General features: G+C 77.0%; 17 protein-coding genes. 8 read left to right on the top strand and 9 right to left on the bottom strand.

The genetic code is table 11. The features are described from left to right. Positions 1–18 precede the first annotated feature (18 nt). Genes G1H19_RS11125 through rpmB form a run of 7 tightly spaced genes read right to left on the bottom strand, consistent with a single transcriptional unit; the run spans position 19 to position 3,968 of the window. Positions 19–699 (bottom strand): class I SAM-dependent methyltransferase, encoded by a 681-nt coding sequence (locus G1H19_RS11125; protein ID WP_162392186.1) that lies wholly within the window; start codon positions 697–699, stop codon positions 19–21. Beyond that, on the bottom strand, positions 696–1,586 hold the full coding sequence (locus G1H19_RS11130; RefSeq protein ID WP_235927855.1) for a metal ABC transporter permease: 891 nt from the start codon (positions 1,584–1,586) through the stop codon (positions 696–698). The genes G1H19_RS11125 and G1H19_RS11130 overlap by 4 nt, the downstream gene beginning before the upstream one ends. Next, positions 1,580–2,302 carry a metal ABC transporter ATP-binding protein gene (locus G1H19_RS11135; protein WP_152727798.1) on the bottom strand — a complete coding sequence of 241 codons (723 nt, stop codon included), beginning with the start codon at positions 2,300–2,302 and terminating at the stop codon, positions 1,580–1,582. The genes G1H19_RS11130 and G1H19_RS11135 overlap by 7 nt, the downstream gene beginning before the upstream one ends. Beyond that, positions 2,293–3,231 (bottom strand): metal ABC transporter substrate-binding protein, encoded by a 939-nt coding sequence (locus G1H19_RS11140; protein WP_174278063.1) that lies wholly within the window; start codon positions 3,229–3,231, stop codon positions 2,293–2,295. Before G1H19_RS11140 ends, G1H19_RS11135 begins: the two co-directional genes overlap by 10 nt. Further along, a complete protein-coding gene (gene rpsN, locus G1H19_RS11145) occupies positions 3,228–3,530 on the bottom strand; it encodes a 30S ribosomal protein S14 (RefSeq protein ID WP_152727800.1) in 303 nt (100 codons plus the stop codon). Before rpsN ends, G1H19_RS11140 begins: the two co-directional genes overlap by 4 nt. A gap of 1 nt (position 3,531) precedes the next feature. Then, positions 3,532–3,699, bottom strand: coding sequence for a 50S ribosomal protein L33 (gene rpmG / locus G1H19_RS11150; RefSeq protein ID WP_152727801.1), 168 nt, complete (start codon positions 3,697–3,699; stop codon positions 3,532–3,534). Next, positions 3,699–3,968 (bottom strand): 50S ribosomal protein L28, encoded by a 270-nt coding sequence (rpmB, locus tag G1H19_RS11155; protein ID WP_152727802.1) that lies wholly within the window; start codon positions 3,966–3,968, stop codon positions 3,699–3,701. The genes rpmG and rpmB overlap by 1 nt, the downstream gene beginning before the upstream one ends. Before the next feature lie 86 nt (positions 3,969–4,054). Between rpmB and mrf the strand changes: the two genes are divergently transcribed. From mrf to G1H19_RS11175, 4 genes are read left to right on the top strand one after another with little or no spacing between them, the layout of a single operon-like run. Continuing rightward, positions 4,055–5,305, top strand: coding sequence for a ribosome hibernation factor-recruiting GTPase MRF (mrf, locus tag G1H19_RS11160; RefSeq protein ID WP_152728133.1), 1,251 nt, complete (start codon positions 4,055–4,057; stop codon positions 5,303–5,305). A 38-nt stretch (positions 5,306–5,343) separates the two neighbouring features. After that, positions 5,344–5,607, top strand: a complete 264-nt coding sequence (locus G1H19_RS11165; RefSeq protein WP_152727803.1) for a type B 50S ribosomal protein L31 — start codon at positions 5,344–5,346, stop codon at positions 5,605–5,607. A 4-nt stretch (positions 5,608–5,611) separates the two neighbouring features. Then, positions 5,612–5,773, top strand: a complete 162-nt coding sequence (gene rpmF / locus G1H19_RS11170) for a 50S ribosomal protein L32 (protein WP_162392185.1) — start codon at positions 5,612–5,614, stop codon at positions 5,771–5,773. Further along, positions 5,770–6,177, top strand: a complete 408-nt coding sequence (locus tag G1H19_RS11175; RefSeq protein ID WP_152727805.1) for a hypothetical protein — start codon at positions 5,770–5,772, stop codon at positions 6,175–6,177. Before rpmF ends, G1H19_RS11175 begins: the two co-directional genes overlap by 4 nt. Positions 6,178–6,202: 25 nt before the next feature. Here G1H19_RS11175 and G1H19_RS11180 read toward each other — a convergent pair whose 3' ends face one another. Continuing rightward, complete coding sequence (locus G1H19_RS11180; RefSeq protein WP_152727806.1) at positions 6,203–7,078, bottom strand: MucR family transcriptional regulator; 876 nt, start codon at positions 7,076–7,078, stop codon at positions 6,203–6,205. Between the two features lie 204 nt (positions 7,079–7,282). Here G1H19_RS11180 and G1H19_RS11185 point away from each other — a divergent pair, with 204 nt between their 5' ends. From G1H19_RS11185 to G1H19_RS11200, 4 genes are all read left to right on the top strand, one after another. Continuing rightward, positions 7,283–7,819, top strand: coding sequence for a DUF1707 SHOCT-like domain-containing protein (locus G1H19_RS11185; protein WP_152727807.1), 537 nt, complete (start codon positions 7,283–7,285; stop codon positions 7,817–7,819). A gap of 84 nt (positions 7,820–7,903) precedes the next feature. Beyond that, complete coding sequence (locus G1H19_RS11190) at positions 7,904–8,155, top strand: hypothetical protein (protein ID WP_152727808.1); 252 nt, start codon at positions 7,904–7,906, stop codon at positions 8,153–8,155. Between the two features lie 117 nt (positions 8,156–8,272). Next, positions 8,273–9,172: a coiled-coil domain-containing protein gene (locus G1H19_RS11195; protein ID WP_152727809.1), complete on the top strand. Its 900-nt coding sequence runs from the start codon at positions 8,273–8,275 to the stop codon at positions 9,170–9,172. Between the two features lie 349 nt (positions 9,173–9,521). Next, positions 9,522–10,076, top strand: a complete 555-nt coding sequence (locus G1H19_RS11200; protein ID WP_235927854.1) for a DUF3027 domain-containing protein — start codon at positions 9,522–9,524, stop codon at positions 10,074–10,076. A 58-nt stretch (positions 10,077–10,134) separates the two neighbouring features. Here the strand turns inward: G1H19_RS11200 and G1H19_RS11205 are convergent, their stop codons facing one another. Further along, positions 10,135–11,616, bottom strand: coding sequence for an acyl-CoA carboxylase subunit beta (locus G1H19_RS11205; protein ID WP_152727810.1), 1,482 nt, complete (start codon positions 11,614–11,616; stop codon positions 10,135–10,137). Positions 11,617–11,672: the final 56 nt, after the last annotated feature.

Raw genomic sequence — 11,672 nt, forward strand, 5'->3', positions numbered from 1 at the left:
CGGCAGGAGGGCCGGCCGTCAGCCGCCGGTCGGTCGGCGGGTGGCCCGCAGCACCAGGTCGTGGGTGTGGTGCGCACCGCCGCCGCCCTCGATGTCACGCTCCCGGCGCTCGTCGACCTCGACCACCCACCCGTCGTCCAGCAGCCCGGCGACGTCGGCGGGGCTGACGTAGGCGGTCGGGTCGAAGCCGCGGGCCCGCGCCTGCTCGACGTCGATGTCGGCGTGGTGCACCACCAGCAGCGTCCCGCCGGGTGCCACCGCGTCGAGCAGCACGTGCTCGCACTCGTCGCCGGGGGTGCGCAGCAGTGCCGGGTACTGCGCTGACACCAGGTCGAACCCACCCGCGGGCAGCCGGGCCTCCAGCAGCCCGGCCAGCACCCACGTCACCTGCACGCCGGCGTCCGCGGCGTGGCGTCCGGCCCGGTCCAGGGCCACCCGGGACACGTCCAGCGCGGTCACCTCCCAGCCCCGGCGGGCCAGCCAGACGGCGTCCGCGCCCTCGCCGCAGCCGACGTCCAGCGCGCGGCCGGGCCGCAGGCCGGACACCTCGGCCACCAGCGCGCCGTTGGGCCGGCCGCTCCACACCTGGTCGTGGCCGGCGTACCGCTCGTCCCACTCGGCGGCCTCGTCCGGCCGGGGACCGGGTGCCGTGGGTGGCTGCTGCTCGACCGGGAACCGATCGTCGGGGGGCTCGTTCACGGTGCCAGCATCTCCTCGGCGCCGCGCGGGGTCCACGGCGCCTCCCGGCCCGGCGGCACCGCGTAGGTCGGTCGAGCCGGCCGGGCGCGGCCGGCGCCGGCCGCGCGGGCCACCGAGAGCAGCAGGTACACGGCGATCGCGGCCAGCACGATGGTGGCGCCCGAGGGCGTGTCGGCGTAGAAGGAGACCACCGTCCCGGTGACCGACACCGTGACGCCGACCAGCACGGCCACCACCATGCTGGACCGGAAGCTCCGGGCCACCAGCTGCGCGCACCCGGCGGGCAGCACCATCAGCGCGCTGATCAGCAGCAGCCCGAGCACCCGCATCGACAGCACGACCGTGCTCGCGGTCACCACGGCCAGCAGCAGGTTCAGCCGCAGCACGGGCAGGCCGCCGGCGGTGGCGTGCTCCTCGTCGAGGGCGACGGTGAACAGCTGCCGCCCCAGCCCGACGGTCCCCGCGAGCACGACCAGCGCCATGCCGGCGAAGGCGGCGAGGTCGGCCCGGGTGGTGGTGGTCAGCGCCCCGAACAGGTAGGCGTCCAGGTTGGCCGGGGTGCCCGCCGGGGCGCGCGTCACCGCGACGACCGCCCCGGCGATGCCGCCGTAGAACAGCACCGCCAGGGCGACGTCGGCACCGGCCGACCGGCGGCTGCGCAGCAGTTCCACCCCCAGCGTCCCGGCGACGGCGACCAGCAGCGCGCTGACCACCGGGTCGTTCCGGGTCACCACGCCCACGGCGACCCCGAGCAGGGCCACGTGGCCCAGCCCGTCGCCGATCAGCGACAGCCGGCGCTGGACGAGGTACACACCGACCGTCGGCGCGGTCAGCCCGACGAGCACCGCGGCCACCAGTGCCAGCTGCATGAAGCCGTAGCTCAGCACCGCTCTCCCGCGGACGGCAGGGCGGTGACCCGGTGCACCACCGGGGCCAGCGGCCCCAGCTCGTGCAGCACCGCCAGCACCGTCGTGCCGCTCGCCGCCAGGCCGGCGATCGTCGCGGCCAGCACCCGCTGGTTCGCGGCGTCCACCCCGGCGATCGGCTCGTCCAGCACCAGCAGCTCCGGGTCACCGGCCAGCGCCCGGGCCACCAGCGCGCGGCGCTGCTCGCCACCGGAGAGCTCGGAGAGCTGCCGGCGGTCGTATCCGGCCAGCCCGACGCCCTCCAGCGCGCAGTCGACGGCGCAGCGGTCGGCCTCCCCGAACCGCTGCCACGGCCGCCTGCGGTGTCGCGGCAGGGACAGCCGGCCGGAGGAGACCAGCTCGCGCACCGTGACCGGCACCGTGGTCGCGACCGTGTGCCGCTGCGGCACGTACCCGATCCGTGACCGGTCCCGCAGCTGCTGCTGCGGCCGGCCGAAGAGGTCGACCTGCCCGGCCAGCAGGGGTGCCAGGCCGAGCAGGCCGCGCACCAGGGCCGACTTGCCCGACCCGTTGGCGCCGCGCACCGCGACCACGTCCCCCCGGTGCAGCGTCAGGTCGACGCCGGTGACGACCGGCCGCCGGTCGTACCCGAACGCCGCCCCCCGCACCGAGACGACGTCCTCACCGGGCCCGCGGGTCGGGGCGACCCGCGGCCGGGCCACCGAGGTCAGGAGCACTGCTGCCCCGTCCGCAGGTCGGCCAGGTTGGCGTGCATGAGCTCGAGGTAGTCCGTGCCCTGGGAGGCGTCGGTCAGACCCTCGATCGGGTCCAGGATGAGCACCTGCGCGCCGGTCTCCCGGGCCACGGTCTCGGCCACGGCGGGGCTGACCAGCGTCTCGGCGTACACCGCCCGCACACCGTGCTCCCGGATGAAGTCGGTCGCCCCGGTGAGGGCGCCCGGGGACGGCTCCTCGTCCGGTGCCAGCCCGCTGATCCCGAACTGCCGCAGGCCGTAGGCGTCGGCCAGGTAGCCGAAGGCGCTGTGCCCGGTCACGACGTCGCGGCTGGCGCAGCGGGCCAGCCCGTCCCGGAACTCGCCGTTCAGGGCGGTCAGCTGCTCCCGGAGGTCCGCGGCGTTCGCGGTGTAGTCGGCCCGGTGCGCCTCGTCTGCCCGGCTCAGGGCCTCGGCCAGCGCGTCGCCGACGTCGGCCATGCGCATCGGGTCGTGCCAGAAGTGCGGGTCCCGGACGCCCTCGGCGTGCGTGCCGTCGGCGTGCTCCTCGGCGTGGCCGTCCTGGTAGAGCAGGTCCAGGTCGGCGGGGCCGGCGGCGTCGAAGGCGCGGTCGCCGGCCTGCTCGTCGACCGCCGCGTCCACCGAGGGCTGGTACGCCGACAGGTACACCACGATGTCCGCCTCCGCGGTCGCGGCGACCTCGCCGGGGGTCAGCTCGTACTCGTGCGGCTCGACACCGGGCGGGGTCAGGGAGGTGACGGTGCCGTGCGTCCCGGCGATCTGCTCGCCGAGCCACTGCAGCGGGTAGAAGGAGGCCGCGATGGTCAGGCCGCCGTCGGCGGTGTCCGACCCCGACCCGTTCGCGGCCCCGCAGCCGGCCAGTGCCAGGACGCCGGCGCAGGCGAGCGCCGACGCGCGCCCGCGGCCGCTCACCAGCTGGACTTCCGGATGCCGGGCAGCTCGCCGGCGTGCGCCATGTCGCGGAACCGGATGCGGGACAGGCCGAACGTCCGCAGGTGCCCCCGGGGGCGTCCGTCGGCGACGTCCCGGTTGCGCAGCCGGGTGGGGCTGGCGTCGCGGGGCAGCCGCTGCAGCGCCAGCTGGGCGGCGTCGCGCTCCTCGGCGGTGGGGGCGCTGCGCACCGCGGCCTTGAGCGCGGCCCGCCGTTCGGCGTACCGGGCGACGACCTCGCGCCGCTGCCGGTCCTTCACGATCTTCGAGGTCTTGGCCATGTCAGCGCTCCTCCTTGAACTCGACGTGCCGGCGCACGAGCGGGTCGTACTTGCGCAGCACCAGGCGGTCGGGGTCGTTGCGGCGGTTCTTGCGGGTCACGTACGTGTAGCCGGTTCCTGCCGTCGACTTCAGCCGGATCACCGGTCGGACGTCGGTGGCGCGGGCCATCAGGCCACCGCCCGTCCGGCGCCCAGCCGGCGCCGCGCGTCGGGGTCGGTCGCCCGGATGCGCGCGACGACGGCCTCGATGCCCTGCACGTCGATGGTCTTGATGCCCTTGGTGGACACGGTGAGCCGGATCCAGCGGTGCTCGCTGGGCAGCCAGAAGCGCTTGGTCTGCAGGTTGGGGTCGAACCGCCGGCTGGTGCGCCGGTGGGAGTGGCTGACGGCCCTGCCGAAACCGGGCCGGCGGCCGGTCACCTCGCAGTAGGTGGCCATGGGGGCTCCTGTCGTCGTGCGGTGGACGGGTCGGCATCGACTCTAGATGACAACGATTGTCAATCTCGTCTAGGGTCGGCCGGGTGATGACCGACCTGCTGCTGCTGACCGGCGTCGTCCCCGGGCTGCTCGCCGAGCCCGCGCGGACGCTGCTGGACCGACCGGGCACCGTGCTGGTGCACCACGACATCCGGGCGCTCGACCAGGGCGCCGTCGTCCGGACGATGACCGAGCGCGGACCGCACGGCCTCGTCGAGGACCGGTCGGTGGTCGAGCTCGCCCACGGCTGCCTGTCCTGCACCCTGCGCCTGGACCTGCTGCCCCTGCTGCGATCGCTCGCCGACCGGGACGACGTCGCGCGCGTCGTGCTGCAACTGGACCCCGCGCTGGAGCCCGAGCACCTGTGCTGGTCGATCGGGCACGTCCAGCTCGACGACGGCGGGACGGCGGGGGAGCACCTCGCCGTCCGTGGCGTGGTGGCCGTGCTGGACGCCGCGACCTGGCTGGTGGACGCCGCGGGGGAGGAGACCATGGCCGAGCGGGGGCTGGCGGCGACCGCCGACGACGAGCGCACCGTGGCCCAGGTCGTGGTGGCGCAGACCGGCTTCGCCGACGCCGTGCTGCTGCACGGCCGGCCGGGCGACGCGTGGGACGCGGTCCGCACCGACGCCGTGCTCGACCGGCTGCTGCCCGGGGTGCCCCGGGCCGACCTGGCCGGCACGGACCTGGACGCGCTGCTGGAGGCGCTGCCGGCCGGTGCCCGCCGGGGCCGGGTGCGCTCGCCGCACGACCCGCTGCTGGCCGGCGCCCCGCCGCTGGAGTCCGACGCCGGCGTCGCGCTGGTGCGCTTCGCCGCCGACCGGCCCTTCCACCCCGCCCGGCTGCACGACGCGCTGGACACCCTGCTGGACGGCGTCGTCTGCAGCCGGGGGCTGCTCTGGCTGGCCACCCAGCACGAGCGGGCGGTGTGGCTGGAGTCCGCCGGGGGTGGCCTGCAGGTCGGCGACGCCGGGCCCTGGCTGGCCGGCCTGCCCGCCGACCCGGAGCTGTGGGCCCAGGTGGACCCGCAGCGTCAGGTCGCGGCCGCACTGCGCTGGCACGAGGAGCACGGGGACCGGCACAGCGAGCTGGTCGCGCTCAGCCACCGCCAGGCCCCCGCCGAGATCCTGCTCGCCCTGGACGGCGCGCTGCTCACCGACGAGGAGATGGCCCTGGGCCCGACCGCCTGGGCCCTGCTGCACGACCCGTTCGGCAGCTGGCACGCCGACCCCTGCGAGGCGTCCAGCCCGGCCGACCCGGACGTGCACGCCACCGCCCACGACGACGACACCCGATGACGACACGCCCTGACCCCGACCCACCACGAGGAGCAGACATGAAGCCCGGCATCCACCCCGAGTACCGCGAGGTCGTCTTCCGGGACACCGCCAGCGGCGCCCTGTACCGCACCCGCTCCACGGTGACCAGCGACCAGACCGTCGAGGTCGACGGCCGCACCCTGCCGGTGGTCACCGTGGACGTGAGCGCGGCGTCCCACCCGTTCTGGACCGGCAACCAGCGGGTGCTGGACACTGCCGGCCGGGTCGAGCGCTTCCACCAGCGCTACGGCCGGCGCCCCGGCGCCCGCGGGCGGGGCTGACCCGGTGGCCGTCCCGAAGCGCCGGACGTCCCGGTCGAACACGCGCTCGCGCCGCGCCCGGTGGAAGGCGACACCGGTCCAGCTGGTGGCCGTGGTCGTCGACGGCGAGCGGGTGCTCGTGCCCCGCCGGCTGGAGCAGGCGGCCCGGCGGGGTCTGCTGCGGTGAGCGCGGCGACCGGGCCGGTGGTCGCGGCCTGCACCGGGCGGCGGTGCTCGGCGCTGCGGGCGCTGTCCGCCCGGCCGGACAGTGCCGAGCAGCTGAGCGCGGCCGTGCGCGACTCCGCCGGGGCCGTGCTGGTGGACGTCGACTGCCCGGGCCTCTGCTCGCGGTCCGCCGTCGCGGGGATCACCGGCTACGACGACCGGACCGGCATGCTGGGCCGGGTGTGGTGGCTGGAGCGCGTCGAGCAGCCGCCGCTGGCCGACGCGCTGGTCGCCTGGGTGCGCTCGGGGCCGCCACCGTGGTCGGCGCAGCGCGTGGTCGACGTGCCCCCCGCGCTCCGGTCGGCCGTGCTGGGCCTCGCCCCGCCGCCGGTGACCGTCCCGGCGCGGGCCCCCGGCGGGACCTGAGCGGCCGGGCGGGGTCGCGGCCCGGTCAGCCGGTGCGGTCCAGGCGCGATCGCACCCACGGCGGGCTGTGGCCCACCGCCGCGGCCAGCCGCAGCACGCTCCAGCCCTCCCGGGACCGCCGGTCCAGCCACGCGCGCACGTCGTCGGTGCCGACCCGCCGGGCGGCGGCCTCGTCGGCGGCCACCGCCCGCGCCCGCCGTCCGGCCGGGGTGGTGGCCCCGGGCGGGCGCGGCACCACGCCGGCCTCCAGCAGCGCCGCCCGCAGGCGGTCCCGGCCCAGACCGGTCTCCCGGGCCAGCTCGGCCAGGCTGGCGCCGGCGGCGTGGCGGTCCCGCAGGTGGGTGGCCAGGTCGGCGCTGCCGGCCTCGGCCAGCCGGGCACGCAGCCGGGCGGCGCGCGCCTCCCGCCGGGTGGCCCGCCCGGCGTCCAGCGCGGCGCGCCGGGCAGCGTCGCGCTGCGGCCGGACCGCCGCGTCGCGGGCAGCCCGGCGGGCCGCCTCGGCGAGCGAGCCGTCCCGGGCCATCCGGTGCCCGCGGCCCAGCTGCCGCCGGTGGTCGGGGTCGGCGGCGTAGCGCCGGGCCTGCCGCGCCGAGATGGACGACGACAGCGACCGGCCCGTCAGCGGCGTCCCGGAGGCCAGTCCCATGGCGGCCCGGTAGCCGTCCGACGTCCAGCCGTGGGCGCGCAGGTGTGAGCCGAGCGAGGCGTACCAGCGGCCGCAGAGGTGGCAGCACAGCCGGCCGGTGGAGTCCTCGCGGGTCAGCTCGCCGAACGGGGCGTGCAGCCGGTGGCCCTCGGGCGACGTCCACAGGTGCAGGTGCCCGCCGGCCGGGGACGGCGGACCGCTGCCGTCGACGCCGGGCGGGCCGCACCGGGACGGCGGTCGGGGCGTTGCGGGCATCGGCTCCTCCGGTGACGACGGGACGCGCCGGGCGGCCCCTCCCGCGGGGAGGAACCGCCCGGTGTTGTTGCGACTCTGTCGCAAGAAGGGTGCCGGCGCAACGACCGGCGCGCTCGGGCCCCGTCGGCCCGTGGGGTCGGGCAGGATGTCGGCGGCACCACCGGCGCCGGCCCACGGGAGGCGGGGTTGACCGAGCAGCGCGGCATGCGCGTGTCCGACGGCGAGCGCGAGGCGGTGGTCGGCCGGCTGCGGGTCGCCATGGACGAAGGCCGGTTGGACCTGTACGAGTACGACCGCCGGATCGCCCTGGCCTACCAGTCGGTGACCTACGGCGACCTCGAGCCGCTGGTCGCCGACCTGCCCGCGGGCGGGCTCCCGCCGCCGCCCGGGCTGCCGGCCGGCGGGCTCCCGGCAGCTGGGCTCGCGGCGTCCCGGTCCGGGGCGGGCCCGGCCCGGGTGCTGACGCCCGGGGTGGTGGAGGACATGCACCTGTCGCTGAAGGTGCTGTGGGCCGTCTGGGGTGCTGCACTCACCATCAACCTCACCGTCTGGCTGCTGGTCAGCCTCTCCACCGGGGACGCCGCGTACTTCTGGCCCATGTGGCTGCTCGTGCCCGGTGTCGTGCTGGGCGGTGTGACGGTGGGTGTGCACGAGGTGCGCCGGCGCTCCGGGCCGACGCACACCGGGCCGTCGGGCACCGGGCGCGGCCTGCCGGCCGGCGGCAGCAGCGGACCGGCCTGAGCCATCGCTGTGACGGCGCTCACCGCGTGCCGGCCGGCGGCGGGGGCAGTCCCCGGACTCACCCCCGAGCACTGAGGAGACCCCATGTCCACGCGAGCAACGGTCGGCGGGTGGCGTGCCGCGGTGGCCGCGGTGGCCCTCGTCGCCTCCCCGGTCGCCCTGGCCGCCTGCGGCTCCGGCGACAGCAGCACGCAACTGCCGGCCGACGACGAGCAGGCGCCGGACGAGCAGGAGCAGAACGAGGACGAGAACGAGAACCAGCAGAACGAGAACGAGCCGGACGAGAACGAGCCGGACGAGGACGAGCCGGACGAGAACGAGCCGGACGAGAGCTGACCCCTGCGTCCCCGCCCCCGTCGATCGAGTCATGACTGCACCGGCCGTCTCACCGTCGTCGACCACCGGGCGGCCGGCGCTGTGTCGGTTTCACGAGCTGGGGCGTGCGACCGGCCGGTGGCCCCGGCCCTGGCCGGGGGCGGGCGGCCCAGCACGTACTGCTCCCTGGGCGAGCACAACCGCACGACCTTCTCCGCCGCCTCTCGCTCCCGGGACCGGGAGACCGCGAGGGCCGCGGTGTCCGGGCTGCCCGGCGGCGGCGCCGCCGAGCGGACCGCGTCGATGGCCTCGGCGACCCTGGCGGTGTCGGTGGACCGGCTGCAGCAGCTGCTCGCCGGGGTCACCGAGCAGCTGGGGGTGGCCACCAGCGCGCTGGCCGAGGTCACCGACGCCGAGAGCGTCGAGGCCGAGCGCGCCTCGGTGCAAGCCGACGCCCGCCGCGACGTCGCCGAGGCCGAGGCCCGCGCGTCGGCCGCCGAGCGGCAGCGGCACACCGCCGAAGCCGCCGCCGAGGCCCTGGCCGACGCCGAGCGCGCCGCCCGCACCGCCCGGGAGGAGCGCGACGCCGCCCTCGCCCTGGTCGAGACCGCCCGGGCGGAGACCGAGGCCCCCCGGGTCGACCTCGCCGACGCCGCCGCCCGCACCGCCGCGGCCGAGGCCGCCCGCGCCCAGGCCGAGGCCCAGCGCGCCGAGGCGACCGCGGCCCGCGACACCGCCCGCACCGGCGCCGAGCAGGCCGCGGCGACCGCCCGGGAGCAGGCCGACCGCGCCGAGCAGGCCCGCGGCGAGGAGCACGCCGACCGGCTGGCCGCCGACGCCGCCCGGGACGCCGCGATCGCCGCCGATCGTGAGGCCCGCGCCGACCGCGCGAACCTCGCCGCCGAGCTGGCCACCATCCGCCGCGCACTGGAGGACGCCCAGCAGCGGGCCGCGGCCGCCGAGGCCGAGACCGCCCGGCTGCGCCAGGTCCTCGCCGGCCGGGACGACGCCGGCCGGAACGGCCCAGCCGGTCACTGAACCCCGCCCGGCCGACCACCCCGCCAGGCCGGAGCCGGCTACACCGGCGCCCTGCTCACCACCTACCGGTGGGCGGTGCGTACGGCGGCCGCCCTCACCGTCCAGGGCCACCAACCATCCCGGTCCCACCGGCGCGCTGAGCAGCGTCGTCGAGCAGGCGCGGGCGGCCGCGCTGGAGGTCGCGGGGGGACCCGGCCGCGGTCGGGGAGCGCCTGGGTGTGTCCGTCGAGGTGGTGGAGCCCACCGCGACGGCGTGCCGGCCGAGGCCCTGGGTGAGGTGCTCACCCACCACTTCGCCGCCGCGCTGCCCGGCTACCGCGGCTGGACCTGAGCGGTCACCTTGGTCCGCGTGCCGGGGGAGGCCCCGCCGACCTTGGACGAGGTCGTCCTGCTGCCGGGGGAGGAGGCGCTGCTGCCGCCGGCCTGGGTGCCGTGGCACGAGCGGCTGCGCCCGGGCGACCTCTCGGTCGGCGACGTGCTGCCCAGCACCGAGGACGACGAGCGGCTGGTCCCGGCGTACGTGGCCGACGACGACTCCGCCGCGGACCCGGCCGGCCGCGTCGTCGCCGGGGAGGTGGGGCTGGGGCGTGAGCGGGTGCTGTCCCCGCACGGCCGGCGCCAGGCGGTGGCGCGCTGGCTGGCCGGGGAGTTCGGGCCGGCGGCGCCGATGGCCCGCCAGGCGCCGGGGTCCTGCGGCACCTGCGGGTTCTTCCTGTCGCTGGCCGGGTCGCTGCGCCAGGTGGTGGGCGCCTGCAGCAACGCCTACGCCCCCGGTGACGGCCGGGTGGTCAGCGTCGAGTACGGCTGCGGGGCGCACAGCCAGGCGACGCTGGTCGTGACCTCCGGTGCCCCGGCCGAGGTGGTCCGAACGCCCGCTACGACACCGCCGACTTCGACGTGCTGAGCGACCAGGCCGGTGGGGCGGGTCGCCGCACAGGCTGCTCCCGCGGCGCGAGCTCCGGTCACAGCGGGATGTTGCCGTGCTGCCCCCGGGTCGGCTGCACGCGCGCCAGCCAGCGGACCAGCGCCGCCCGGGTGCCGGCCGGCGTGATGACCTCGTCCACGGCGTCGATGTCGAGCGCGAGGTCCAGCCCGCCCTCGCGCGCCTGGTGCTCGGCCACCAGTTGCCGGAGCAGCACGTCTCGCTCGGCGGGCGCGGCGGCCGCCAACCGCTTGCGGTGCAGGATCGGCACCGCCGCTTCGGCGCCCATGACCGCGACCTCCGCGTCGGGCCACGCGAAGACCGCGGAGGCACCCAGCGCCCGCGAATTCATCGCGACGTAGGCACCGCCGTATGCCTTGCGCAGCACGAGGGTGGCGCGGGGAACGACGGCTTCGGCGAAGGCGTAGAGCAGTTTTGCTCCGCGGCGCACCACACCACTCCACTCCTGCCCAACGCCCGCCAGATACCCCGGGACGTCGACCAGCACGACCAGTGGGACGCCGAAGGAGTCGCAGGTGCGCACGAACCTCGCCGCCTTCTCGGCACTCGTCGCATCCAGGCAGCCGCCCAGCCGCAGCGGGTTGTTCGCCACCACACCGACCGTCCGACCGGCCAGCCGGCCCCAGCCGGTCACCACGTTGGGGGCCCACGAGCGATGCACCTCGAACCAACTGCCCTCGTCGAGCAGCGCCCGTACGACGGGGAGGACGTCGTAGGCGCGCCGGCCGCTACCGGGCAGCAGCCCGGCCGGGTCCGGCGCCGGGCCCAGGGCGCGCTCGTCGGCGACGCCCTGGTCGCACAGCAGTGCCACCGCCGCGCGCGCGGCCCCCAGGGCCTCGGCTTCTGAGTCGGTCACCACGTGCACCACACCGCTGCGCCGTCCGTGCGTGTCGCCACCGCCGAGCGCCTCCATGGTGACGTGTTCCCCCGTCACGCTCTTGATGACATCCGGGCCGGTCACGAAGACGCGGCCCTGATCGGACATGATCACCAGGTCGGTGAGCGCCGGGCCGTAGGCCGCACCACCCGCGGCCGCGCCGAGCACCACGGAGATCTGCGGCACCTTCCCCGAGGCCGCCACCATGGCGGCGAAGACGTGGCCGACCCCGTGCAGCGCCCGCACCCCCTCGCCGAGCCGGGCGCCCCCGGAGTGCCAGATGCCGACCACGGGCTGCCGTCGGGCGACGGCTTCCTGGATCGCCGCCACGATCCGGCGGCAGCCGGCCTCGCCCATCGCGCCGCCCATGACCCGCCCGTCGGTGCAGTAGGCGATGGTTCGCACCCCGCGGACGCTGCCCTGCCCGACGACCACCCCGCACGAGGGGAGCTCATCGATGAGCGCCGTGTCACCGTCGTCGAACAGCTGCGCGAGCCGACCGACGGGGTCGTTCGGACCGGCTTCAGGGGGACCGACCGGCTGGCCGTCCGCGGAGCGCGGGTGGGTCAGGTGCCGGTGCGGCGGTCGGGACAGGGTGGTCGGTGCAAGCTCCGTCGTCGTCATGGCATCTCCAGTGCGGTCCGGATGGCGGGCGATGGGACGTGGCCGATCACCGGAAC

Origin of the sequence: Goekera deserti, from assembly GCF_010685995.1 — a bacterium.
In the GTDB taxonomy this organism is placed as follows: Bacteria; Actinomycetota; Actinomycetes; order Mycobacteriales; family Geodermatophilaceae; genus Goekera; species Goekera deserti.

What these genes read in the sequence shown, in the direction of transcription:
- rpmB (WP_152727802.1), bottom strand. Translation starts at nt 3,968, where the DNA reads ATGGCCACCTACTGCGAGGTGACCGGCCGCCGGCCCGGTTTCGGCAGG.
- G1H19_RS11165 (WP_152727803.1), top strand. Translation starts at nt 5,344, where the DNA reads ATGAAGCCCGGCATCCACCCCGAGTACCGCGAGGTCGTCTTCCGGGAC.
- G1H19_RS11190 (WP_152727808.1), top strand. Translation starts at nt 7,904, where the DNA reads ATGTCCACGCGAGCAACGGTCGGCGGGTGGCGTGCCGCGGTGGCCGCG.
- G1H19_RS11205 (WP_152727810.1), bottom strand. Translation starts at nt 11,616, where the DNA reads ATGACGACGACGGAGCTTGCACCGACCACCCTGTCCCGACCGCCGCAC.
- G1H19_RS11185 (WP_152727807.1), top strand. Translation starts at nt 7,283, where the DNA reads ATGCGCGTGTCCGACGGCGAGCGCGAGGCGGTGGTCGGCCGGCTGCGG.
- G1H19_RS11180 (WP_152727806.1), bottom strand. Translation starts at nt 7,078, where the DNA reads ATGCCCGCAACGCCCCGACCGCCGTCCCGGTGCGGCCCGCCCGGCGTC.
- mrf (WP_152728133.1), top strand. Translation starts at nt 4,055, where the DNA reads ATGACCGACCTGCTGCTGCTGACCGGCGTCGTCCCCGGGCTGCTCGCC.
- rpsN (WP_152727800.1), bottom strand. Translation starts at nt 3,530, where the DNA reads ATGGCCAAGACCTCGAAGATCGTGAAGGACCGGCAGCGGCGCGAGGTC.
- rpmG (WP_152727801.1), bottom strand. Translation starts at nt 3,699, where the DNA reads ATGGCCCGCGCCACCGACGTCCGACCGGTGATCCGGCTGAAGTCGACG.